This is a genomic window from Dictyobacter sp. Z7_2, assembly GCF_057551105.1.
The window spans coordinates 491,229-515,986 of sequence record NZ_BAAJPE010000001.1 but is presented as its reverse complement, the minus strand read 5'-3'; the positions used below and the strand labels follow the sequence as shown (position 1 = coordinate 515,986).

22 protein-coding genes are annotated in these 24,758 nt (G+C 49.6%); 17 read left to right on the top strand and 5 right to left on the bottom strand.

Annotated elements, in window-relative coordinates:
• The first annotated feature begins 50 nt into the window (after positions 1-50).
• The 13 genes from AC27N8_RS02035 (at position 51) to AC27N8_RS01975 (ending at position 15,655) form a co-directional block, all read left to right on the top strand.
• On the top strand, positions 51-995 hold the full coding sequence (locus tag AC27N8_RS02035) for an EamA family transporter (protein ID WP_487063434.1): 945 nt from the start codon (positions 51-53) through the stop codon (positions 993-995).
• A 115-nt stretch (positions 996-1,110) separates the two neighbouring features.
• Complete coding sequence (locus AC27N8_RS02030) at positions 1,111-4,293, top strand: ATP-binding protein (RefSeq protein ID WP_487063432.1); 3,183 nt, start codon at positions 1,111-1,113, stop codon at positions 4,291-4,293.
• Positions 4,294-4,437: 144 nt separating this feature from the next.
• The gene (locus AC27N8_RS02025; protein WP_487063430.1) at positions 4,438-4,944 is read left to right on the top strand and encodes a hypothetical protein; all 507 of its coding nucleotides are present in this window, start codon (positions 4,438-4,440) and stop codon (positions 4,942-4,944) included.
• Between the two features lie 56 nt (positions 4,945-5,000).
• On the top strand, positions 5,001-6,188 hold the full coding sequence (cysS, locus tag AC27N8_RS02020; RefSeq protein ID WP_487063428.1) for a cysteine--tRNA ligase: 1,188 nt from the start codon (positions 5,001-5,003) through the stop codon (positions 6,186-6,188).
• A 55-nt stretch (positions 6,189-6,243) separates the two neighbouring features.
• Positions 6,244-7,260 carry an N-acetylglucosamine kinase gene (locus AC27N8_RS02015; protein ID WP_487063426.1) on the top strand — a complete coding sequence of 339 codons (1,017 nt, stop codon included), beginning with the start codon at positions 6,244-6,246 and terminating at the stop codon, positions 7,258-7,260.
• Positions 7,261-7,497: 237 nt separating this feature from the next.
• Positions 7,498-7,722, top strand: a complete 225-nt coding sequence (locus AC27N8_RS02010) for a PLDc N-terminal domain-containing protein (protein WP_487063424.1) — start codon at positions 7,498-7,500, stop codon at positions 7,720-7,722.
• A gap of 39 nt (positions 7,723-7,761) precedes the next feature.
• Positions 7,762-7,965, top strand: coding sequence for a hypothetical protein (locus AC27N8_RS02005; protein ID WP_487063422.1), 204 nt, complete (start codon positions 7,762-7,764; stop codon positions 7,963-7,965).
• 5 nt (positions 7,966-7,970) lie between these two features.
• Complete coding sequence (locus AC27N8_RS02000) at positions 7,971-8,399, top strand: OsmC family protein (RefSeq protein ID WP_487063420.1); 429 nt, start codon at positions 7,971-7,973, stop codon at positions 8,397-8,399.
• A gap of 145 nt (positions 8,400-8,544) precedes the next feature.
• A complete protein-coding gene (locus AC27N8_RS01995) occupies positions 8,545-8,841 on the top strand; it encodes a DUF2277 domain-containing protein (RefSeq protein ID WP_487063418.1) in 297 nt (98 codons plus the stop codon).
• A 215-nt stretch (positions 8,842-9,056) separates the two neighbouring features.
• Entirely contained in the window at positions 9,057-10,106 is a 1,050-nt protein-coding gene (locus AC27N8_RS01990; RefSeq protein WP_487063416.1) for an SDR family oxidoreductase, read from the top strand.
• 765 nt (positions 10,107-10,871) lie between these two features.
• Positions 10,872-12,653: a S53 family peptidase gene (locus AC27N8_RS01985; protein WP_487063414.1), complete on the top strand. Its 1,782-nt coding sequence runs from the start codon at positions 10,872-10,874 to the stop codon at positions 12,651-12,653.
• 257 nt (positions 12,654-12,910) lie between these two features.
• Complete coding sequence (locus AC27N8_RS01980; protein WP_487063412.1) at positions 12,911-14,347, top strand: outer membrane protein assembly factor BamB family protein; 1,437 nt, start codon at positions 12,911-12,913, stop codon at positions 14,345-14,347.
• A gap of 321 nt (positions 14,348-14,668) precedes the next feature.
• Positions 14,669-15,655, top strand: coding sequence for a universal stress protein (locus tag AC27N8_RS01975; RefSeq protein WP_487063410.1), 987 nt, complete (start codon positions 14,669-14,671; stop codon positions 15,653-15,655).
• Here AC27N8_RS01975 and AC27N8_RS01970 read toward each other — a convergent pair.
• Entirely contained in the window at positions 15,614-15,901 is a 288-nt protein-coding gene (locus tag AC27N8_RS01970; protein WP_487063408.1) for a hypothetical protein, read from the bottom strand. The genes AC27N8_RS01975 and AC27N8_RS01970 overlap by 42 nt on opposite strands.
• A complete protein-coding gene (locus AC27N8_RS01965; RefSeq protein ID WP_487063406.1) occupies positions 15,864-16,052 on the bottom strand; it encodes a hypothetical protein in 189 nt (62 codons plus the stop codon). The genes AC27N8_RS01970 and AC27N8_RS01965 overlap by 38 nt, the downstream gene beginning before the upstream one ends.
• Before the next feature lie 185 nt (positions 16,053-16,237).
• On the opposite strand from AC27N8_RS01965, the gene AC27N8_RS01960 reads away from it, so the two are divergent.
• From AC27N8_RS01960 to AC27N8_RS01950, 3 genes are all read left to right on the top strand, one after another.
• On the top strand, positions 16,238-16,627 hold the full coding sequence (locus AC27N8_RS01960; protein ID WP_487063404.1) for a MerR family transcriptional regulator: 390 nt from the start codon (positions 16,238-16,240) through the stop codon (positions 16,625-16,627).
• Between the two features lie 76 nt (positions 16,628-16,703).
• Positions 16,704-17,525: an NAD(P)-dependent oxidoreductase gene (locus tag AC27N8_RS01955; RefSeq protein WP_487063402.1), complete on the top strand. Its 822-nt coding sequence runs from the start codon at positions 16,704-16,706 to the stop codon at positions 17,523-17,525.
• Positions 17,526-17,675: 150 nt separating this feature from the next.
• The gene (locus AC27N8_RS01950; protein ID WP_487063400.1) at positions 17,676-18,074 is read left to right on the top strand and encodes a MerR family transcriptional regulator; all 399 of its coding nucleotides are present in this window, start codon (positions 17,676-17,678) and stop codon (positions 18,072-18,074) included.
• A 33-nt stretch (positions 18,075-18,107) separates the two neighbouring features.
• On the opposite strand, the gene AC27N8_RS01945 is transcribed toward AC27N8_RS01950, so the two are convergent.
• The 3 genes from AC27N8_RS01945 to AC27N8_RS01935 all read right to left on the bottom strand — a co-directional run bounded on the left by AC27N8_RS01945 (position 18,108) and on the right by AC27N8_RS01935 (position 23,683).
• Entirely contained in the window at positions 18,108-19,940 is a 1,833-nt protein-coding gene (locus tag AC27N8_RS01945) for a protein kinase domain-containing protein (RefSeq protein ID WP_487063398.1), read from the bottom strand.
• Between the two features lie 195 nt (positions 19,941-20,135).
• Positions 20,136-20,330 carry a hypothetical protein gene (locus tag AC27N8_RS01940; RefSeq protein WP_487063396.1) on the bottom strand — a complete coding sequence of 65 codons (195 nt, stop codon included), beginning with the start codon at positions 20,328-20,330 and terminating at the stop codon, positions 20,136-20,138.
• 347 nt (positions 20,331-20,677) lie between these two features.
• Positions 20,678-23,683, bottom strand: a complete 3,006-nt coding sequence (locus AC27N8_RS01935; RefSeq protein WP_487063394.1) for a tetratricopeptide repeat protein — start codon at positions 23,681-23,683, stop codon at positions 20,678-20,680.
• Positions 23,684-23,768: 85 nt separating this feature from the next.
• Here AC27N8_RS01935 and AC27N8_RS01930 point away from each other — a divergent pair, with 85 nt between their 5' ends.
• Complete coding sequence (locus AC27N8_RS01930) at positions 23,769-24,749, top strand: hypothetical protein (protein WP_487063392.1); 981 nt, start codon at positions 23,769-23,771, stop codon at positions 24,747-24,749.
• Positions 24,750-24,758 lie beyond the last annotated feature (9 nt).

Sequence of the window (24,758 nt, the reverse complement as noted above, 5' to 3'; positions counted from 1 at the left end):
GGGCATATTACTGATTGCATGCGACATCTACATAAGAGTCAGGGGAAATCATGAGTTCATCTTTTGAGTCCAGCCAGACGGAGGATACACGTATCAATAATCCAATCCAGGCAAAAGAGCTTAAAGAGCAGCCAGGAAGCTGGCAGAATTTCACGCATAAGGTGCCGGCGCAGTTGCTGGCGTTGCTGGCGATTATTTCTGTCCAGCTAGGTGCGGCTGTCGGTAAGGGGCTCTTTTCCACGATTGGACCACTGGGCACGACGTTTTTACGTTTGGGCTTTGCCGCGGTCTTGCTCATGCTCCTCTGGCGACCACAGGTGCGCGGGCTGACGCGAGCGCAGTATATCAATGTTATTCTATTTGGCGTTGTACTGGCGGGCCTGAATGGAGCATTCTACGTGGCGATTAGGTTTATCCCATTGGGTGTTGCAGTGACGTTAGAATTTGTTGGGCCGCTGGGCCTGGCCCTGGTACAGTCGCGTCGCGTCAAAGATATTATCTGGGCTCTGCTGGCGGTTGGAGGTATTCTTCTGCTCGCGCCACTTGGGCAAGGGGCGGTTAATCCTGTAGGGGTGGGACTGGCTCTGCTGGCAGGTATCTTGTGGGCGGCCTATATCCTCTGTAGCGCCAGAGTGGGCAGATCTTTTACCGGTGGGCGGGGGTTGGCACTGGCGGTGGCTATTGCTACTGTGGTCATCGCACCGCTAGGGATTAATGAGGGTGGTGTCGCACTGCTCAGTCCCCAGGTCCTTTTAGTCGGAGCAGGCGTTGCTGTGCTCTCCAGCATTGTCCCCTTCTCGCTGGAATTAGAAGCACTCAGGCGGCTCCCCTCACGGGTCTTTGGGGTCCTGATGAGTATTGAGCCCGCCGCGGCTACCTTGATCGGCTTCGTCGTGCTGCGAGAAACGATCGGGATACGCGAAATACTGGCCATCGTGCTTATCATCTCTGCCTCAGTAGGCGTGTCACTTGATGGCGCGGCACAGCATCAATGAAGTACCCTATGTATACATGTAAGGGCTTCTCAGGAAATTCTGTGGTAGGCTTGACACAGGTAAGGAGACCTGATATGTTGAATCCGATCTACGCATATGATAAGGAGGGGGAGGAGTGTGTCCAACCATCCATATTCAACTATTGGGCGGTTTCCATTTATCTGCTGACGGAATTCCTATCGTCACTGCCGAAACTGCACGCTTTCCATCGCTCCTGGCCTATCTTCTTCTTCATCGTGACGCTCCCCAACCACGCTCACAGATTGCTTTTTTGCTCTGGCCGGAATCGACGCAAGAGCAGGCGTATACAAATTTACGCAACCTGGTCTTCAAACTGCGTCAGATATTGCCGGACGCTGATTTCTTCGTGCGTCGGACACGTTATACCTTGCAGTGGTATGCTCACGAGAACTGGCGGCTTGATGTCCAATCATTTCTTGATGCTCTGACCATCGCGGAACACGCATCAGATCCAACGCAGCAACGGCAGGCACTTGAGCAGGCGGTGATACTGTATCAGGGGGATCTGCTTCCGACTAGCTCGGACGAATGGCTACTTCCAGAACGAGATCATCTCCGTGAGCTTTTTTATCAAGCGCTGAAGCGTCTCATCGACGTTTATGAGCAGGAACGGGCGTATGACGCGGCGATCACGACTGCCTGGAAGCTTTTGCGCTTTGATCCTTTTGACGAAGCCATGTATCGTCAGTTGATGCAGCTCTATGCCGTCAGTGGCAAGCGAGCGGAGGCCATCCGTACGTATCATACCTGCGCCTCGACGTTGGAGCGTGAGCTTGGCGTGGAGCCAGATGCACTGACCCATGCTCTGTACGAACGTTTATTGCGCCCTCTTCCGACACTCGATACTCAGAGTGCCAGCCTCCTCACTCAGACGCCATTTGTGGGGCGCAAGCGCGAATGGACAGAACTCCAGCAAGCCTGGCAACATGCGCTCAGTGGGCAATCATCACTTGTCGTCGTATCCGGGGATGCTGGCATTGGGAAATCGCGTCTGGCCGAAGAAGTACGTATCTGGGTGCAGGGGCAAGGGATATCAAATGCGAGTGCCCGCGGTTATGCAGTGGAAGGCGAGATTGCCTATACTCCGATCATCGGCTGGCTCAAACATGAGGCGTTAAAAGCGAGCCTTGAAACCTTGTCTGATCTCTGGTTAGTCGAGATTGCCCGTCTGATGCCTGAACTTCTGCTTCAGTATCCAGAGCTCCCCCATCCAGCGCCCATCACTGAAGGCTGGCAGCAACAACGCCTGTTTGAAGCACTGACCCAGATTATCCTGCACACGCGCAAGCCCCTCCTGCTGGTGCTTGATGATCTGCAATGGGTCGATGGTGAGACACTCACATGGCTGCACTATCTGTTTCGTACCAACCCATCCCTGCCTCTGCTGCTGATTTGTACGGTGCGTAGCGAAGAGAGCGCATCTGACATCCTCCGGACATGGCTCACCAGCCTGCAACGTGAGATCCCTCTGATCTCGATCACGCTTGATCCCCTGGATAGTAGTGATACAGCTCTGCTGGCAGAACACATCGCGGGCAAAGCGCTTACTCAGACGATCAAATACCATCTCTACGAGGAAACCGAAGGCAATCCTCTTTTTGTGGTCGAAACCATGCTGGCGGACTCCTTTGGCGCATCAGAGCCAGAGGAACGTGGTAAACGCTCTTTTTTGCAGCTCTCCTCAAAGGTCCGCTCAATACTCACCACGCGGCTCGCGCAACTTTCACCTACGGCACACGAACTGGTCAGCATTGCCGCTGTGATTGGCCGCTCTTTCACGTTCAATATGCTGGTCCGAGCCAGTGGCTATCCTGAAAAGACCGTTGTGCAGAGCCTGGATGAGCTCTGGCAACGCCGGATTGTTTATGAGCAGGGAGAGGATGGCTACGACTTTAGCCATGATAAATTGCGCGAGGCGGCCTATACTGCTCTGAGTGCCGTCAAACGCCGTCTGCTGCATCAACGCGTAGCCGAGGCTCTGGCAGAGGTGTATGCTCAACAATTGGAGGCCGTGAGCGGGCAGATTGCGGTTCACTATGAGCAGGCAGGTTTGAGCGAACAAGCGATCCCATATTATGAGCAAACCGGGGAGGTTGCGCTCAATATTTATGCCAATCAGGAGGCCATCGTTTCCTTTCAACGTGCTATCGAACTCTATCAAGCGAGGCCGCAACCGCAACTGATAGAGCTTGCTCGTTTACGTGAACGCCTCGGCGATATCTTCTATTTTAATGCTCAGTATGAAGATTGCTTGCTCATCTTGCGAGATATCCTGTCACAAATTCCAGCAGACAACTATCGCTGGCACGCTCGCCTGCATCGTAAAATTGCCCGTGTCTGGAACAATACTACGAATCCCACTGAAGGGCTTTCATCTTTTCAAGAAGCCGAGCGCCTGTTACAACTCATTGCTGTGAGCGAACGGGATCTCCACTGGCAGCAGGAATGGCTACAGATCGAAATTGAGCAGCTCTGGGGACTATATTTTCTCAATCGTCCTCATGAGATGACAGCCATCCTGGAGCAGATTCAATATCCCGTGCTGCAATTTGGCACGCTCACGCAGCAGGCGCACTATTTTCAGTGCTTGTGCCATCGAGACCTGCGTTTATATCGCTACCAGATATCAGAGGACACAGTAAAAGCAGCGCGCATAGCCCTCTCTATCAGTCAAAAAGCGGATGCCGCAGGTGCTATCGGCAACGTGATGTACACTCTGGGTGGCTGCCTGATGTGGACCGGCCACCTCGAGGCTGCTGAGGAAACGATGCAGACTGCTCTGGCTCTCGAAGAACAGGCGGGAGATATCTCGCTTCAATTATTTGGGCTTTTTATGATGACGATGCTGTTTCGCAGGCAAAAACAGCCGGAAAAAGTCAGGCAATGTATTGATCGACTCTTACAGGTACCTGACCTTGGCTACGAGGCCGCTGGAGATGCTGGCCGGTCCTGGCTTGCCTGGTGTGCCGGCGAGTATCATGAAGCACAGGCACTTGCCGAACGTGCTGTGGCAGATTGGGCAAAAGCTTCCATCGCCTATCCCTTCCAATGGACTGCTCTCTGGCCTCTACTCGACATCGCTCTGCGTCAAGAACGTTTGACGGATGCGATCGTCTATGTGCATCAGCTGCTCGCGCCCACCCAGGAGGCTTACCCTGCTCCTTTGACTGATACTCTAGAATTGGCTATCAATGCATGGGATCAGCAGCAAAGTGCACAAACCATAATCTCCTTACAAAAAGCTATCGCTCTTGCTCAGGTGTATGGCTACTTATAGGCTGGACGCTACGGGTACAGTCCCAAGAAACGCTTCGATAACGGAACGCAATCTATACTCTCCCCATGAGCAATTAGAACTGGTAAAGAAAGGAAAAGTTTTCGTACAGAGAGATCTCTGTGAAAATTATTCAGGGAGAAATATATGTGGCTTATTTATGCGATTCAGTGGATACATGTTTTATGTGGCATCTTTTGGTTTGGTGGGGCACTTTATGGAAATTTTGTTGTCATCCCGGCCATCTCTACTTTGCCACTGGAGCAGCAACGGAGCGTCGCAAAGTTGTTAGGGGCACGTGGCGATAAAGTGATGACCGTCGCGGCATTATTTGTGATTGTATTTGGGCTCATACGCGGGATTGTGTTTGGTCCTGTGCGCAGCCTTAGTTTTTTGTTGGGGACTGCTTATGGCGTGACATTTCTGGTGGCTTTTTTGATCGCCACGGCAACCATGGCCTGGGGAACCCTGGTAATGAGTCGGACTTTTCGCCGTTTATTCGATGTCCCTTTAAAGGATATCTTGACGGCTGACGGTACCCTTAAACCCTCCTTTACTATCCTGCTTCAGAGAGCTAAACTGTTCGCTCTACTGGAATTAAGTGGCTTTGTAGTGGTTTTCAGTTGTATGATACTGATGGGCTTTGGTCTGTAATGAGAAAGAGATGTTTTCTCACGCTCTTATAGGATAGGAAGAAATAAGTAACCTGTATGAAACTCTTTAACACACTTACTCAGGATCTTGAGTCATTTAAGCCAGTTGATACAACTGTACGTATCTATGTCTGTGGGATTACTCCTTATGATACGACCCATCTGGGTCATGCTTTTGTTTATGTCTCTTTTGATGTGCTGATTCGTTATCTGCTCTATCAAGGCTATCAGGTGCGTTATGTACAAAATCTAACGGATATCGATAACAGCATTTTGCGGCGTGCTCGTCAGGTTGATATTCCCTGGGATCAACTTGGACAAAGTCAGACTGAACGTTTCTTGCGCGATCTGGATGCCTTGAATATTCGTCGTCCCGATGCATATCCAAAGGCAACGGAGGAGATCCCTTATCTGATGAGCATTATCCAGTCACTTCTTGAGCAGGGATTGGCTTATGAGCAGGAGGGCTGGATCTACTATAGTGTGAAGCGTGATGCTGATTTCGGCTCCTTAGCGGATAAGGTTGGCCTGAAGGACTATCACTCGCTGCTGACCATCGCGAATAGCCGTGGTAGCTCTCCCGATGATCCTCGCAAACATGATCCACTCGATTTTGTGTTGTGGCAAGCCCAGGCTCCCGGTGAGCCCGCGTGGGAAAGCCCCTGGGGTCTCGGTCGTCCTGGTTGGCATATCGAGTGTAGCTCGATGGCGATGCGCTTCCTGGGCGAGCAGATAGATATTCACGGTGGCGGCTCGGATCTGGCTTTTCCTCACCATTCCTGTGAGATTGCTCAATCTGAGCATTACACGCATAAATCGCCCTTTAGCCGTTTTTGGATGCATATCGGTATGGTCTATCAAGATGGCGAGAAGATGAGTAAGTCACTTGGCAATATGACAATGATCGACGATCTCTTGCAAACATATAGCGCGGATGCTATTCGTCTGGTTTTGCTGAATCATCACTATCGTTATCCCTGGGAATGTTTCTCGCGGGATCTTGGTCTTGCTGCGGAGAGCGCCGCTTACCTCAAGCAGGTACGTGTGCTGGCCGATAGCGTCAATGTCGATGGCGAAGACACGCAGTTGCGTCATCGTTTTATGGCTGCGATGGATGACGATCTTAATACGCCCGTAGCAACAGCGTTGCTGCGCGAGGCGGCCAAAAAAACTTTGCATGATCAGAATATTCAGTCCGCCTTTGAGATTGTGCGGTTGTCACGCTTGCTTGGACTGGCATTATAAGCATGTTTCTTGCTGCACATATGTGCATGATAACAAATAGAAAGAATAGATGCACATGGATTATGTTCTCGCTGTGGATGGTGGAAATACCAAAACTATTGCTCTGATTGCATCGCTTGATGGCACGATTCTTGGCGTCGGTCGTTCTGGATGTACCGATCTCTATAATGCCGGGGTCGATGAAAAAGGATTTCCTTTCACAGCCCTGAATGAGGCAGAGCTGGCTATTATGCAGTCTCTGCAAACAGCTCAGATCACCTCAGAGAATCTGGCCGTGGGCGTGTTTGGCATGGCCGGCGCTGATTGGTCGGAGGACTTTGAGTTGCTGCAAACGGAGATGCAAGCTCGCGGGTTTGGGCGCAACATTGTGGTTCAAAACGATGCACTTAATCCTTTGCATGCGGGATTAAGTAGCACCGCTGGTTGCGCGGTTATCTGCGGGACAGGAGCCGCTATTGGGGCACGAGGTACCAATGATCAAATCTGGCACACAAGCTTCTGGCAGGTTGATGCCGATGGAAGTGAGGATCTGACAAAACGGATGCTTCATGCTCTCTATCTGGCTGAGCTTGGCATCGCTCCGCAAACCTCTTTGAAAGAATGTGTCCTTAAATTTTTTGGCCTGAAGAGTATTGAAGCAGTGCAGCATCACCTGACCTGTCGTGAAAACCAAAACTTTTATCGGCAGAAGATCAACGGTCTAACTCCTATCCTTTTAGATCAGGCAGAAGCTGGTGATCCCGTTGCTCGTGAGATTGTGGTCAGAAATGGACATGCGCTTGGTCGTTACGTCAATATTGCCACGCACAAAGTCGGTCTGTCTGGCACAGAATTTCCTCTGGTGCTCGCAGGTGGAGTTTTTCGCCACTCCTCGATGCTGCTGGCGAATATGATCCTTGAGGAAGTCCACAAAGTCTCTCCGGTGAAAAAGACGGTGCATTCCCTCTTTGAGCCTGTGGTGGGAGTTCTTTGTCTGGCGTTGGAAAAGGCAGGCGTGACCGTCGATGACACGGTCTTAGCTCGCATTGAAAATACGCTCCCGGATAGTATCTTATTTGAAACCCTGCCCTGATTGCAGATATAATAGGACAAGAAGCCAATTATCAAACGAATTGGCTTCTTGTCCTATTATATCTTTCATTAACTATTGTGGCCGATCAGGTAGAAATAGCTTGCTTCGCTATCGTTCACGCAGGACGAAACGGCAGAGATTGGAAAGTGGTGTGCTCATTGCGTTCTCTCTAGTAGATATGATAAATAACCTCTTGCAAAAAACATACAAAAAGTATGTAACAAGGAGAAAATAGAGATGTTTTCAATGATCTTTCTGCTCATCGCCTGCTGCATTGGCCTCGTTGGGGTCCTGGGATCGATCTTCTGGCTCTGGATGATTATCGACTGTGCCACTAATGAGCCTTCGGCTACAAATGATAAGCTTATCTGGTTACTTGTGATTATCTTCACGCATTTTATTGGAGCGCTCATCTATTTCCTGGTGAGGCGTCCTGAACGAATTAGAATAACGGGGCGTTGATGGTCATGGATAGAGTGAAAAAGAGAGGAGCGCTTCATTATGCAGTGTTCCCAGCATCCGTGTCGAGCGAAGCGAGGACACCGTAGCGTCGCACGCTCGCGTGCGATGTCCCACTCGACGTACGATCAGGCCCCAGGCGTGGTGCGCCGAGATCCTGTTGGCTTGTACGAGTCACTGGGACATCGCACGCGAGCGTGCGACGCTACATGGTCTTCGCTTCGCTCGACCTCTAAAAAGAGGTAAAAAGAATGTCTCGAACAAGGTTGGCGCTTGCGCAAAGTATCGATGAGAGTAGTTTTAGCGTACGCACGGGGAGTGGACATACCATTATCCTGAGCGGCGGGACGGAGCATCAGGGGACGAGTCCGATGGAGGCGTTGCTGGTGGCGCTGGCTGGCTGTACGGGTGTGGGTATTCGTTCCATTTTGAGTAAGATGCATCAGGATGTGACAGATTATCAGGTGAGTGTGCAGGGAGAGCTGTCCGAGGAGACGCCAAGGGTGTTCACTTCGATTGTGGTTGAACATATCTTCACAGGCACAAATTTGCAAGCGAGCAGTATTCGGCGAGCGATCGATCTGGATACACAACACTATTGTGGCGTTCATGCTATGCTCAGTCAGACCGCCGATATCAAGCATATTTTTCAACTACGCGAAGCTTCTCAGTCCTCCTGATAAATACAGATGTGGTGATTTATGTCACTACGGCTATTTCCATTTTTCTGATCAGCGATGAGAACAGGCTAGTAGAGGCTGAGAGATGCTAATAGTGCAAGTCTTTCACGGCAAGCAGGCTCCCAGCAGAAGGAAAATAAGTAGTATGTGCCGAAACATTAAGACCCTGTTCAATTTTGATCCTCCGGCTACCGATGAGGAGATCAAGGAAGCGTCACTCCAATTTGTGAGAAAACTATCGGGTTTCAATACACCTTCGAAAGCGAACGAGGAGCTATTCAATCAGGCCGTTGAGGAGGTAGGTGTGATTGCCCGGCATCTGCTGGATGGGCTGGTCACGAACGCTGAGCCACGTAATCGCGAGGTTGAGGCCGAACGTGCTCGCATCAGAACAGAGAAAAGGTTTGGGGTGCATGAGCCCTCAATTGTCGGAGAAGATTAATCTGGTCTGGCCTGATTGACATTCTTCGATACTACAATAACCAGGCGTGAAAAAGAGACAAAGTAAACTAAATTTGTATAAATTGTTTACTTTGTCTCTTTTTTGTGCTATAGTGAGAGGAGTTCAGAGCTATACGAGCAGCAACGCTTTGAACCCTGTAACGTATTTTCGAGGAGACACTTTATGATGAGCAGACAAATCAGGAGGTCAATAATATGAGCGGTGAGTTAGTACTTGTTACTGGCGGGTCGGGATTCATTGGTTCGTACTGTATCTTGCAACTCTTAGAGGCAGGGTATCGCGTGCGGACGACGGTGCGTTCGCTGAAGAGTGAAGCTACCGTGCGTGCGATGCTCAAGGTTGGTGGTAGCGAACCTGGAGAAGCGCTCACGTTTGCCGTCGCTGATCTGACGTCGGATGCTGGTTGGTCAGAAGCCGTGACTGGTTGTGACTTTGTGCTGCATGTTGCTTCGCCCTTCCCTTTGCATGAGCCAAAACATGAGGATGAGCTGATTATACCCGCACGTGAGGGGGCGTTACGTGTGCTGCGGGCAGCGCGGGATATGGGAGTCAAACGTGTCGTGCTGACCTCTTCTTTTGCGGCGGTCGGCTATGGTCTGGAGCCTAGAGATCGGCCCTTTTCTGAGGAGGACTGGACTAACGTGGAGGGCGGTCATATGAGCACGTACGTAAAATCGAAGACCCTGGCGGAGCGTGCGGCATGGGATTTCATCTCCCGTGAGGGTGGAGCACTGGAACTTGCCGTTGTCAATCCAGTCGGTGTGTTTGGACCGGTGCTGGGGCCGGATTACTCGACCTCGATCCAGATCGTGCAGCGCTTGATGGATGGGGCATTGCCAGGTACGCCGCGTTTGTCGATGGGAGTCGTCGATGTGCGGGACGTTGCCGATTTGCACTTGCGAGCCATGATCAATCCCGCCGCTAAGGGAGAGCGCTTTCTGGCTGTCTCTGGTAACTGCATGACAATACATGAGATGGCCCAGGTATTGAGAGCTCGCCTGGGTGACTCCGCGAGGCGCGTCCCGACGAGGATTCTGCCTAACTGGGTCGTGCGGCTTGCCGCGCGGTTCGACTCAACACTGGTACAAATTGCCCCCGAGTTGGATAGGGTCAGGGATGCGACCAGCGAGAAGGCCAGAAGCGTGCTGGGTTGGATGCCACGCTCGAACGAAGATGCTATTATTGCGACTGCTGAGAGTCTGATACGGCTTGGTTTGCTGCGGGATGCCAGAAAGGCGGCTTAAGCCGTCGAAATCCTCTCTATAGATAAATGTCCTCTCTAGAAGATGTGAAAGCGCTGCTTGGAGAGGGCGTTTGCTATGTATTTAGATAAAAATATATGGATGTATAGATAATGATAAGAATATGTTGACAATAATCAAATTGCCCATTTATAATTATTACATCTTCTTTAGTGCTTTGATAAACCTTATAGTGTAAATGCAGAAAATTAAACATAATCATGGAGATTTATAAAAAGGGATAGGGTGGATGGGTTGGATAAGATGTATAGGACATATCAAAAATTCTTCATCTGCGGAGTCGTGCTTTTTTCTCTTCTCTTCATACCTTTTTCACATGTGATAGCTTCCCCGGAAAGGATACTTCCTTTTCCTGCGATACAGGCGGTGATTGAGAATTCAGGTTCGACCAATAGCTGTTCGTATACAATTAATGTTATGCTCAATAGTGTTGCCAACTACACGTCGTGTCATCGAAAAGGTAATGGGACTCTGTCCTCGTTACTCACAATTCAATTTTTTGAGCATATTGCAAAGGCGATGGCAGTTAGCACTCCTTCCCATCCTCTCTGCCTCAAGCCAATAAGTTTTGGCACGCGAACCTTTGTTCATTATGCGGGACGTAGTACTCCTGACATTTCTTGTCCCAACATAGATAGATCACTGGTAGAGCTCTTTTCTGATGCCAAATTAGTTCAGATGATGTTAGGTTTTTCTCTACAACGATGATAATGAGGCTCTCGCTGTGAGAAAAAGCAAGGGGGGATTGTGAAGAAAAAAATTTCTGTATCAATACTACACGTTGTGACGCCGATTGTCTGTGGCCTTTTGATGATGTTCATGTCCTCAAAGGTACTCATAAGCGTTGTACCGGCATTCGCCATGTCGTCATCAGGGCCAATTCAACGTCATACCTTGCCGGGTCATCTCGTGCCCTTGCTGACGAAAGTGCCACCGATTGGGCAAGCTCCAAAGTCAACCGTGATTCAACTCTCGATCGGTCTGGCTCTCCAGCATCAAGAAACGCTCAATGCTCTGCTGAAAGCACAGATCAACCCGGCTTCAACGCTTTATCACACGTATGTGACCCCCCAGGAATTTGCTCTCCTCTTTGGACCAGACCATACAACGGTTGAACAGGTTATCGCCTATCTTCATGGAGAGAATCTTCATATTGAAGCCATCAGCTCTAATAATCTCTTTATTGATGCTTCTGGTTCCGCAGCCACCGTCGAAAAAGCCTTTCATGTTAGTTTAAAGCAGTATCGACTGAATGGTCGTGTAGTCTATGCACCCTCGGTTGACCCCTCAGTACCTTCATCTATTGCATCCTCGATTCAAACTATTGGAGGTCTGGATAATGTTGCCCATTATCATCCGTTGGGATTGCAGCGACAGGCTCTCCGACATGGGGTATCGCGCCTGCCGAGTTCGCCCAATCCGGGCTATACGCCAGGTGAGATCGGGGCGGCTTATCACCTTCCACCTCTCTTCCACATGGGAGCTAATGGCCTGGGGCAAACGATTGCGCTCTTCGAATTGGATGGATATAATCCTGACGATATTACGACCTATCTCAAAAAATATAACCTGGGGGCAGGAAAATACTCGAACGTCCTGATTGGTGGCGCCTCTAATGTGCAGGGAAATGGCTCGATCGAGGTGTCCCTGGATATGGAGATGCTCTCGGCGCTTGCTCCTGCCGCCAAACAGAAGATCTATATTGGCCCAAACTCAGTGGCAGGCGTCAATGAAACCTATAATCGGATTGTGACGGATAATGTCGCAAGCATCGTGAGCACCAGCTGGGGCGAGTGTGAAGAGGCTTCAGGAAATGCCGAGCTACGGGCTCTCGATAACATTTTTAAACAAGGAATGGCACAGGGGCAAACGTTTTTTGCCGCGAGCGGTGACGCGGGTGCCTATGATTGCCTGAACAAGGATCTCGCCGTTGATACGCCAGCGGATGATCCCAATGTGATTGGTGTTGGAGGGACCACACTCCATATGGGAAGCGATGGCATGTATGGGAGTGAAATCGCCTGGAGCAAGCGTAGCGAGCAGGAGAATGTTGGGAGTGGGGGAGGAATCAGCGTGTATTTTTCCCGTCCCGGGTATCAAAGCGATCTTGCTCCGAACAATCCCTATCGTATGGTACCAGATGTGTCGGCGAATGCGGATCCCGAGACAGGTTATCAGGTCTATTGTACAGGTGTGACCGATTCGTGTACCGGCTGGTTGAAGATTGGTGGGACAAGTGCAGCTGCTCCCCTATGGGCTGCGATGATGGCTGACCTTAATCAATATCTGGTTATACAACATGGGGTCTCTCTAGGCAATGTCAATGCAATCCTCTATGTGCTCGCGACGAGGGTATTTCCTTTACCTGCCTTTCATGATATCACCACAGGCAATAATCTCCATTATCCAGCACATATAGGATATGACATGGCTACGGGTCTGGGGACACCGGATGTTTGGAATATGGCGCAGGATATGAAAATCCTTTTCAGCTTGCCAGGTAGTTCCACACGGCGTTTTTCACCATGAAGATCCACTGTGGCAGATGAGCAGCCATCAGGAATAAAGAAACGTTTCCCTGTCAGATGCATCTGGCAAGAGGACGTTTCTTAGAGGAGGTCTATGACGTTTTTTGTGGCTGATGGAACAGGGTTACGTTCAGTGTAAGTAGCAAATATATACTATAGACTTGGTTTATAAGTAGATCTATACTAATTTTTGAGTAAGTATTTTTGAGATATTTTTACTATAAAGATTCTATACTAATGAATCGCGAGGAATTATTTATGCAGCAAGGAAACAAGTATATTTTTGTGAGGAATTATTTTCTCCTGCTTGGCCTTCTACTCGTATTGCTTTCAGGATGTAGCTCTTCGTCCTCAAACACCAAGCCGAAGGTGACACCGAAGGCGACACCGACAGCCGTACCTGATTATGGAGATCGCTTTTACCTCAATAACGGCAATACGATCACGCAGTATCGTACGTCAGATGGGCATCAGTCGTGGTCCTGGGCCAGCAAAACTCAGGGGAGCAGTACGAATGGTTCATCTGCTAATCTGACGCCGGGTAATGGAATGTTATATATGAATGTATCGGCGTCGAGTGCATATTATATTAGTGGCTTTGATGCAAAAACGGGAAAAATGGTGTGGCAGACGCCTTTTGATTATGTGACGACGTTTGTCTTGGATGGCAATAATATGTATGTGGGTAGTGGTAATACCATCTATGGTGTAGATGCCAGTAAAGGTCAGGCGACCTGGGAACTCAATGTGGAAGGTAATAACGGTATTAATTTTGTGACCTTGTATGGAAGTACCCTCTACGTCTCAAATAAATATTCTATTTTTGCCATTGATGTGCGAACTCATCAGCAGATCTGGAGCTACAATATGAGTCAAAATCATTCGATTGATTCCATCGGTCAGATGTGGATCGATGGAGATGTTCTGATGGTGGCGACAGGACAAAATATTAGTGGCCTTACTGCTAATACAGGCACATTTCTGTGGATAAAGAACATGACTATCGTCGGTTATGCTGCAGACACTCAGACACATACTGTACAGGTTGTCACATCATCTTTTAACGAAACGGTAGATAATGGTAAAGCAGGCTTGCTCACCATCCATACCGACGATTCAGCTGGGAAAGTCACCTGGTTGGTACAGTTCCCCGTGAATGGGATAGAAAGAATGATCTTTACAAAGGACGTTGCCTTTATTGCGCAAAATAATGGCATGGCCACTCAGATCATTGCATACGGGCTGAATGATGGAAAGAAAAAATGGACTGCTGATGCGGCTGCACCAGTCAGTGGAATACGGACCACAGCCTCTACGCAGCATGTTGCATTATTGAGAATGAGCTCCAGCGCAATCTATGCGGTGATGGGTGATGGATTTATCTATGCATTTGATCTCACAAACGGAAAACTCCTGTGGAATAAAGCTCTCTTAGCCATGGATATTGTGCCAGCCACATCATCGATGCAAAACCAGCCAGAATTATTTATCTTTGGCGGTATTCCCACCAAGAATAGTGATCAGATTGTCAATCGTGGCTATGTAGCAGAAGTAGATCCTAAGACAGGTAAGAGTATCTGGAGCTCAGATAGTCCCATCCGGGTGGATTTCCCTATTCAGACGGGGTTCAGTTACATCCCAAGCGTATTTGGTACCGTGATAGATACTGTGACCGGGAATGTGAGTCATGCGTAATTAGCGCATCACCACACTTGTGCTGGTGTGCTTCTTTTTAACGCCAGATGGATCATAGCAACCCACCATAGTGCCCTCGTGGCGCGACGGTGGGTTTTCTTCTTGATGAGAGATGATAAACCTTGACTGAATAGGATGTTTGGTCTTGTTTTGTGAGTTCTTTTTAATAAATTTTGCTGCTCCTGTGATATGGACGAGCTATACTCTTTAGATAAAGCGAATGATTTTGAAAGGAAGTAGTAACAATCAGACTGGATAAGATAAGGCAGCGTGACGATAAAAGAGGTTATCAGTCCAGATGAGAATGAAAGGGTCAATGCTATGTTTCAACGTATTCTTGTTCCTCTCGATGGGTCTTCGCGTGCAGAACAGGCGTTGCCTGTTGCCGCACGTCTTGCTCATGCGTCTCATGGCACGGTCGTACTCTTGCGGGTTGTCACGCCTTTAATGTCGGTGGTTCCTCAGTATCCCGAGACTGTAGAGGTAGTACAGGCAGCGATCGAGAGTGATTTTGAGATAGCCAGGGATTATTTGCAAGGTGTAGTAAGTAGAAATAGCAGTTTGACTAATGTCCATATAGAGACGGAAGTGCTTGAAGGTCAGGCGGCACAGATCATCATTTCTCTTACGGAAGGACAGCAGATTGATCTGATCGTGCTCTGTAGCCATGGGTATACCGGGGTCAAACGCTGGATATTAGGGAGTGTGGCAGAGAAAGTCTCACATCACGCATCGGTTCCAGTTTTTCTGCTTCATGAAAACAGCACGGCGCTTGTAGAAATTCCGCCGCAGGTGGACACATCGCTCCATGTGCTTGTCCCTGTGGATGGGTCCCTACGAGCTCAGGAAGCGATTATTCCTGCAATACAGCTCCTCGTCTCATTTGCTGCGTCCCGATCTGCTACGCTACGCCTTACCTTGCTTATGATTCTTCCAACCGAGAAGGGTCTGGATGCTAATGCCAATCCATCGATGGTGACACAGGCAACCAGTTATCTCAATCACACCATAGAACTGACGCGTAAACGTCTGGGGTCTGAGCACCCTGAGAACCCTGATTTAGCGCTTACATGGTCTGTGATGCGGCAGGACGATATCGCTGAAGGCATCATTCATGCCGCTCAGGAGTGCGAATATATGGACATGCCTGCCCCACAGATCATCGCTATGACAACGCATGGGTACAGCGGACTACAGCGCTGGGCTCTGGGGAGCATTACTGAACGGGTGCTGCATGCGACAAGACTTCCTCTGCTCATTGTGCGCTCAACCGATACGCTTAGCGATGAAGAAGCCTCGATCCTGTAATATATGTCCCAGTGACTCGTACGAGACCGTTGGCACGGTGGCCTGCCTGATCGTACGTCGAGTGGGACATCGCACGCGAGCGTGCGACGCTACTACTCTGTCAAAAGTCATCGCGCCGATGCGGTATTGGTGATGTGTGTCCAAAACAGCTCCAGAAGGCGATGGGGTGAGAGGCTCACCGACGTAGCGGCGCGGCTCCGCCGTGCTGTCACGTCCCGTACGACCACGCTCCCCATGGGGTTCCATTGCGTGATCTTCCCACCGTGGATCGTCTCGTCTGCGTTGCTTTCAGATGCACATGGGACGTGTTCGTGCGGGACGTGACAGCACGGCGGAGCCGCGCCGCTACGTCGGCGAGCCTGAGCGCCTGGTTCAAGGGGCCATCCTCCTTTGCCACGCAACGTCCTTCTGTGTTTTGACAGAGCACTACGGTGTCCTCGCTTCGCTTGACACTGGTCATGGGGGCGCGCGTTCCCATTGCAAAAAAATGAAGCGTACCCCGAGGCGAGCGGATGCTTGACATAGTCTCGCTCAGGTGATAGTCTATGAACGTGACGTTGACGTAATATTGAGGAGTGCGCGATGAATGAGCGTATGCGTATAGGTGATTTGACAGAACGAGCAGAGGTAACTCCGCGCACCGTGCGTTATTATGAGAGCATTGGACTGCTTCCTCCAGGTGAGCGTGAGGGCCATGGTCAGCACTACTATACCGAGGAGACGCTTGCCCGCCTGCGAAAAATTGATCAGTTAAAGAAGTTAGGGCTCAGCCTGGATGAGATACGCGATGTCATCGATCTCTATTTTACTGATCCGAGTGGGATACAACCAAAGCAGAAAGTTCTCGTCATCCTGCGCCGGCACCTTGCTGAGGTGGATCAGAAGGTAGGGGAACTCCAGCAATTTCGTGCCGATGTCCAGTCCCATATCGAGCGCTTCGAGCGTTGGTTGGAGGAAACAGAACAGGGCTAGTTTTTTTTGTGGGAAACATGACGTTGACGTCAACATCATGTTTTTGTGGCGATCTGCATCAGGAGAATAGATAATAATGAGTGAAACAATTGGATTTATTGGGCTTGGTCGTCTGGGCCTCCCCATTGCGGAAAATCTCTCTAAGGCCGGATATGCTCTCAAAGTGTATAACCGCACTGTAAGTAAGGCGGCAACTCTGGTGGCTCAGGGGGCGCAGCTGGCCTTGTCTCCAGCCGATGCGGTGCCGAACGGGGGAATTGTTGTGACTATCGTATGGGATGATGCGTCTCTGGAACGCATCGTTATGAGCGATGGTTTTTTGGAACGCCTGGGAGCAGGTGGTATCCATCTTTCGATGAGTACGGTACTGCCCGAAACGTCGAAGAAACTGGCGGCGCTGCATGCTCAATATGGTAGTGTCTATCTTGAGGCTCCCATCTTTGGTCGACCTGAGGCAGCTGTTGAGCAAAAACTCTGGATCTCTATTGCTGGTCCACAGAGCGCTAAAGCACGCGTCCAGGCGCTCCTGAAGGCGATGGGGGGACAGGGTATTTTCGATTTTGGCGAAGTAGTTGGTGCGGCAAATATTGTCAAGATTGTTGGAAACTTCCTGATTTTTTCGGCCGTCTCCTCCCTACAGGAAGCGCTCTCGCTAGCCGAGAAAAATGGTGCCGAGCCAAAGGCTGTGGTTGATATGCTGACACAGACGTTATTTCCCTCTCCCATCTATCAGAGCTATGGCAAGATGATTGCTGAGAAAACTGCCAGATTCAGCCAGAAAGAGATAATTTTGAAGGATATTGATCTTTTTCAACAGACTGCACAGCAGGTGGAGTCTGCCACGCCGATTGCGCATCTTTTGGACGATCTCTTGAGGAGCGACGAACAAAGAGCGTAGACTGTTTTCACCAGCCAATGATATACTGTCGCCAGTGGTGAGGCGGTCATCTCTGAGATTTTTCTGGCTGCTTAAGACTTAGACCTCCTTATCTGAACTGTTTCTTCTTCAATTCGCCGATAGGATGCTGCAATAATAGAGGAGGTTTTGATGAAAATCCACGCGCTGGCACAAAAGGTCGGTTTGACGGCCCCCACTATTCGCTTTTATGAGCAGCAGGGGTTACTGGATGCACGACACGTGCGACGCGGAGAGAATAATTATCGCGACTATGATGAGGAGTCAGTTGAACATCTTCTGATGCTCAAAAGAGTTCAGGCAGCAGGCTTTACGTTAGCTGAGCTCAAAGTAATGGTGCAGGCAGGAGCGGCAAATGAGCTTCCTCTGCGGAAACAGATTGAGTTTATGGGCGTCAAGATGCAGCAGATCGAGAGAAAAAAAGCTGAATTGGAGCAGACTCAAACATATCTTGCTCTATTGTTAGCGCATAAGAGAGCCTGGTTAGAGGCGGAAGAAAGAGGCGATGGGTCAGGGCTTAATGAGACATAGCACAGAATCAGACGGCTCTCCAGGGGATGTGCATTAGCACGTGCCGATCGAGGTCCAGACGCCAGCGGCACCACCAGGAACATCGTTCTCGGTCCACCATTTGGCTTGCCAGAGTGATCCATTGTAGGTCGCTTTGTTGCCACCAGTGTAGGCAACGCCGGATTTCCAGGCTGCAATACCTGTACATGCGCTAGTAGGGACTGGCGTGGGGGTGGGAGCGACCTTTGTAGGCGTGGGAGCCACTTTGGTGGGTGTGGCCGTTTTGATTGGAGCTGTGGTTGGCTGAGGTGGTAGTACGGTCTGCGTCGCGGTTGATTGAGGCTGTGGTGTCTTTGATGATGTTGGTCTGGCTGTAGGGGTAACGCGTGGTGAGGGAATTGGTGATGCGGGTGGCGTGGGCTGACTTTTCCTGGTCGGCTGAGCTTGTGGAGCTATGGAGATGATAGAGGTCGCTGTTGCACTATGCTGAGCACTCGATGTGGATGCATCTGACTCTGAGGAGTTTTTGAGTGCCTGGGCGATGGGTGGATCAGTCATAGGCGAGATAAAGGCGCTAAGAATAACGCATAGGAGTGCCAGCGCTAAAAGTAGCCACGTTTGCTTTTTAAGAGAGGATGGAAAGGTTGGACGATTGTGCCTGCCTGTATCGTGAGTCTGTGCCTGATCGCTGTGGCTGGCTGGTAATGATCTGTTGACGAGCGTTGCCTGTGCTTGCTCTGAAGCACTTTCCAGGGGAAGGGTGAATGGGAGCTGATCAGCGATCTCAGATATGTTTTCAGGCTGAGCAGGTTGATGATGAGTTAGATCGAGCTCAAAAGGCGCTGTTTGTATATCAAATATATCCTCTTCGTGCATGTCGGATATAGCATCAGCAGATACGTGGTCGGTAGCGGACGCGTGAGGCATGAGGGCGAGATCCTCTTCGTCCTGTAAATCGTCGGTGAATGAATGTGGCGGGAATGATATTTGTGCAGCAAGGGCTTCACTTTCTATGCGGGATGGTTGGTGCTCTCCTGGCGCAGTGAGATGGGCAAATGGGAACGAGGGGGGCTTTCGTTGTTGCGCTGACTTCAACGCATGAAGAAATTCCACGACGCTCTGATAGCGCTCCTCAGGCTTGCTGGCAAGCGCACGCAAGATTACCGTCTCGACGCTTTTGGGTAGCGTCGTAACCAGCATTGTGGGCGCCACTGGCACCGCAGCGCGTCTCGCCTCCTTTTTTTCTTGTGCAGTGAGAGCGTTGTGCGAAAAGGGTAAAGTACCTGTGGTCAACTCATAGAGCAGACAACCTAACGCATACTGATCAACTGCTGGCTGTATCACGCCAGCGGATTGTTCTGGTGCCTGATAGTTCGTTATGCGATCAAGGCTGTTATCTACCTGAAGGTCCTCATGAATGAGATGAGATAAGCGAAAATCTGTTAGAAGCGTGTTGCCCATCGCGTCAAAGAAGATATTTTCTGGTCGGAGATCTTGATGGATGATTTGTTGGCTGTGAGCGAATGCGATGGCATCTCCCACTTGCTTAATGATGTCTACTGCGTCATTGATGGAGAGCCGTGGAGAGCGATCAAGGTAGATTCGTAGTGATTCACCGGATATGTAGTCGCTTACGATATATGGTTTGTTCTGCTCTATCCCCAATGCATAGAAAGGAAGAATCGATGGATGTGTCAGGTGGTGTAACTTCATTGACATAGCTGTGAAATCGTGGGGCGTAGTCTCGGGCATGAGGCATGAAGCATCAAAGACTTTAAGTGCCACACGTTGTTTTGGCGTGTCCAGATGATACGCGAGATACACATCGTGCTGGTTCTTGCGTGCTATATGATTGATCAAATAATAGCGGCCAAATAGAGTAGACATGTGATACCTTGAACTATCTCTTAACAATATTATGGTGTAATTCTATAATAACTGATAAAAACTTTTAGGGCCTAATTGCTCTACATAAAGTACTAATCGCTCTATGGAAGTCCTATTCTGAGGGGGTAACTGATCGGGGAAGGCCTTTGAACTCAAAATGGCGTCCGACGCTCGCGTCAGATGCCATTTTGATGGCTAATGTCTTTTTTGATATACATTGACATAATAATATATAGCGGCGAAAACATTCAGGAAAAGAAAGGCTATCTGCCAGGCAAATTTCTCTTTAGCGGACAAGCGATCATTTCCACCTAAATCCCAGGCCATCCAAAGTAAAAACGCTACCAAGGGTAGAATAATCAATAATGGAAGCACAAAAAGCTTATCCATTGCTGGCTCCTTTAAGGCAATGCCATCATAAGAAAGAGATGTTTCACAATGAGGAAATTCAGATCTCTAACTCTTCTTACATTACGACAAGGTGCAACTTTTGTCAATTGTTATCCATTTCTTACATAATGTTTACTCTCTAATTTCAGGATATAGTTGTGCGCTTATAAGGATAGTTGTACCTCTTCTCTTGCTATGTGGCTGGAATGTGCTCGTGCCTGCTGACAAGCCTACCTGCTTAAGCTGTGATGATGCGGAGTACGCTGAGAATGAGTAGCCCGGTGAAAATAATTACAGAGCAGATATGGCTTGTTCGTCATGAAAAAGAAGACACTCGAAGTTTGCTTTTACTGTCCCGCTTGTTGCTCGTAGATGGCCAGTGCTCGCTCATAGAATGGCTCCGCTTGCTCATACTTTCCCTGTGCATAGTAGAGTCCGGCCAGATTGTTGAGGGTTTGGGCAATATTCGGGTGCATGAATGGTAGCCGCTCTTCCTGGATGGCCAGAGCTCTCCTGTAGAAATTTTCTGCTTTTGTGGACTTATTTTGCCTCTGATAGAGCTCGGCCAGATTGTTTAAGCTGCTGGCGGTCTCGGGATGCCCTGGTCCCAGGCGTTGTTCGCGGATGGCGAGGGTTCTCCAATATAACTCCTCCGCTGCTGCATACTTTCCCTGTATCTGATAGAGTCCGGCAATACTTTCCAGGCTCGTGGCTGTACTGGGATGGTAGGGTCCCAACTGCTGCTCGCGGATGGTGAGGGCTCTCTGATAGAATGCTTCCGCTTCTGAGTACTTTTCCTGCCTCTGATAGAGGTCCGCTAGATTGTTGAGGCTGCTGGCCGTGTCTGGATGTGATGGTCCCAATTGCTGCTCGTGGATCGCTAAGGCTCGCTGGTATAATGGCTCGGCTTCGACATATTTTCCCTGCGCGTAATACAGCCTCGCCAGATTATTCAGGCTGGTGGCGGTCTTGAGATGCTCTGGTCCCAGTCGTTGTTCGCGGATCGCCAGGGCTCTCTGATGTAATCGTTTTGCTTCCAGGTACTTGCCTTGCGTTTTATAGAGGACAGCAAGATTATTCAGGCTGGTGGCGGTCTCTGGATCATATGGTCCTGATTGCTCCTCTCGGATCTCTAAGGCGCGCTTGTATAATATTTCTGCTTCCAGGTACTTGCCTTGCATTTTATAGAGAACAGCAAGATTATTCAGGCTGCTTGCGATATCGGGATGAAACGCATCTAAATGCTGTTCGCGGATCTCTAGCGCTCGCGTGTACAACGCTTCAGCTTCCGTGTATTGCGCCTGGATATAATATAATTTTGCCAGGTGGTTGAGGCTGCTGATGAGCGCGCTATGTGTGCGTCCCGATTGCTGCTCGCGCATGGCCAGTACCTCCTCATAGAGCTGTTTGGCTTCTGTGTATCTATTTTGTTTTGTGTAGATAGCTGCGAGAGCGTCCAGGGTAGCTGCTAGCTCGGGTGAGGAGGCTTGCAACTGCCTGGCGCGTATACGCTCGTACATCAGCTCTGCCTCGGTATACTTGCTCGCGCGCGTATACAGTACCGCGAGGCTGTTGAGGCCGCTGACGATCTCTGGATGATCAGGGCTCAGCTGCTGCTCGTTGAGCGTTAATGCTTGCTGGTATAACGGTTCAGCCGCTGCATAGTTGTCCTCTAGCATGTAAAGGTCGGCGAGGCTGTTGAGGCTGCTGACGATAAAGTGACGGAATGCTTGCGCTTGTTCATTGATGGTAAGGACCCGTCGATATAATGACTCCGCTTCGGCATATTTGTCATCTAACGTATAGAGTTTTGCGAGGTTATTGAGGCTGTTTACAATCAAGTATTGGGATGGCTCCGTCTGCTGTTGATAGATTTCTAATGCACGCTTGTATAGCTCCTCAGCCTCGCCATGCTTGCTATCCTGCACTTCATAGAGGCCCGCCAGGCTATAGAGGCTGTGGGCAAATTCTGGATAAGGAGGATCTGATCTCTCTTTATCGATAACGATGACACGCTCGTATAATTCCTCGGCCTCGCCATCTTTGAACTGCGCCTTGGACAGCTCGGCCAGCTTGTAGAGGAGTCTGGCTACGTCAGGATGATTGAGTCCCATCTGTCGCTCCCGGATCGCCAGTTCTCGCCAGTAGAGAGATGCCGCCTCCTCGTGCCACTCCACCTGCTCATAGAACCGCTCCAGTTTCTGCAAGCTGTTTATCGTTCGAGGATGCGTAGGACCTAACTTCTCTGTCTGGATCTCTAAGGCCCGCTCGTATAATGGGTCAGCTTGCCAGAGTCGCCCAAGCTCCTCGTAGAGGTGGGCCAGATTATTGAGGCTGGTGGCGGTCTCGGGATGCGTAGGACCTGATTGCTCTTCGCGGATTGCAAGCGCTTGCTCGTATAGCGCTTCCGCTTTTGGATATTCTCCCTGTCTGTGATATAAGAGGGCCAGATGGTTGAGACTGGTGGCGGTCTCGGGATGCGAGAATCCCAACAATGCTGTGCGAATTGAAAGTGCTCGCTCGCAGAGGGATGCCGACATAAGGTATTTGTTGGGCTGACCCTGTAGACCTTCGACGTAATAAAGAAGAGAGAGATTGTTAAGGCTGGTGGCAGTTTCAAGGTCAAAGGGACTTAACAGCTCTTCTCGAATCGAGAGAGCTCGCTGATAGAACCTTTCTGCCAACTCGTACTGCTTCTGTGTAAAGGCATATAAGCCCACCAGATTAAAAAGGCGTGCGGCGCTCAGGTACTGTTGCGCGGTGAGAGAGACGGATGCCAGGAGATGGAGCATATGAGGGAGCCAGAGTACCAGCATGATCTGATCATCCTGATCGCCGTGAGCCAGATAAGTAGCCAGAGTCGTTAAGCAACGCTCCCGCCATGTGTCAACGGTGGCGGTAGAGGGCGATGAAGTGGCATGCACCTGGGATGAGAGATATTCTGTCACAAAGGTATGCACGAGAGGATGGCTCACCTCATAACCTGGATCATGGCGTCGCAGCATGGTCAGATTGATGAGAGCGTCTATGGCTGGCTTGACGATCTCTTCCGGCAGCTCCAGGATCTCTTGTATGAGCTCTGATGGAAAAGGCGCTGGTGCGAACAGGCCCACCACCAGAAAAACATGTCGCTCGTGAGTCGCTAATGAGTCATAGGTGCTCTGCATCTCTCGCAGCGTATGGCCGCTTTGATCCTGCGGTAACGGCAGCTCTACAGGTATCTTGGGGAGTGGAGGAGCCGCGTCATAGTCATCTGCCAGGATGTCCAGGGAGGCGTTGCCAGCGTTGGGGACGGTACATTTCAGCCGTGGCTCTATGTATGGCGATATGGCTTGAGGTTCGGGCGTGTCCATACTTTTTTCTTTCTCATCTGTGATTGGTAATATATAGTCGATGACATAGTAGCACATTGCCAGCATCTGCCTGCTTTGCTGGTCAATGTTTGAGAATATTTCTGCTATTAGCTCTTTTTTTACTTACCACCCCTTTTTTGTTAAATCTTTTCGCCATTTTACTTTTCATCTTGCCTCTTTTTTTTCTGAATACTTTACTTTATCACTTGGAAATCCTTCAATACCAAGCTATACTACTCCGCATAATACATTTCCAGACACGTATTGGCAGCAAGATTTTGGAAATACTTTTCTGTTAGAAAAAATTCTTCACCATTTGGTGTTAAATAGAAAGATTTATATGTATAAAAGACATGGAGGTCTGGCAAAGCCGCAGAAACAGAGGCATACTGGTTCTTCCTCACCGTTAGAAAAAGGATGGAGTCCACTTCAACCTGCCAGGAAGCGATCAGATTCTGGGCGACAGAACGGACCACCTCTCCGTTCTGGACAGAGACAACAATCTTTACAGTCTGATCGCCATCCATCCCGGGCACAACCAGATACTCTCTCCCAGAGAGGTAGCACAGGGAGTCAGGGCAATAGCTCTTCACCTAATGCTATGAGGCAATCGGCAGCTCCAGGACAACGCTTGAAGCGGACATCTAATGATACTTATCACTCTGAGAGAGTAAGTCTTCGTCCATCTCATACTTCCTGGGAGCATGGTGGTCCTAAACCGAAAGCACCAATGGAAGTGCATGAAGGGATTCGGCAGCAATTTGGACCATATACAATGCAGGATCTTACACGAAGCCTTTTGGGGGACGTAAACCAAAAAGTCCGCGGCGGTAATTTTAACTATGTCCAGGTGGATGCGATTAAGAGGGCCGGTGGTTTTAATAAGGCCGAGATACGTCACCTGTCTCGGGAGATAAAAAAAGCATTTCCCGATGAAGCAGGGACGTATGGAGCACGAGAACTATACGAGAATATTGTAAAGAAAAATAGTGCAAGTAGTTATGCAAGAGATGCAAGGATACAAGAAATGAGACGCATGATCAGGCTATTGCAGCTCCATTTATAAATGGAGCTT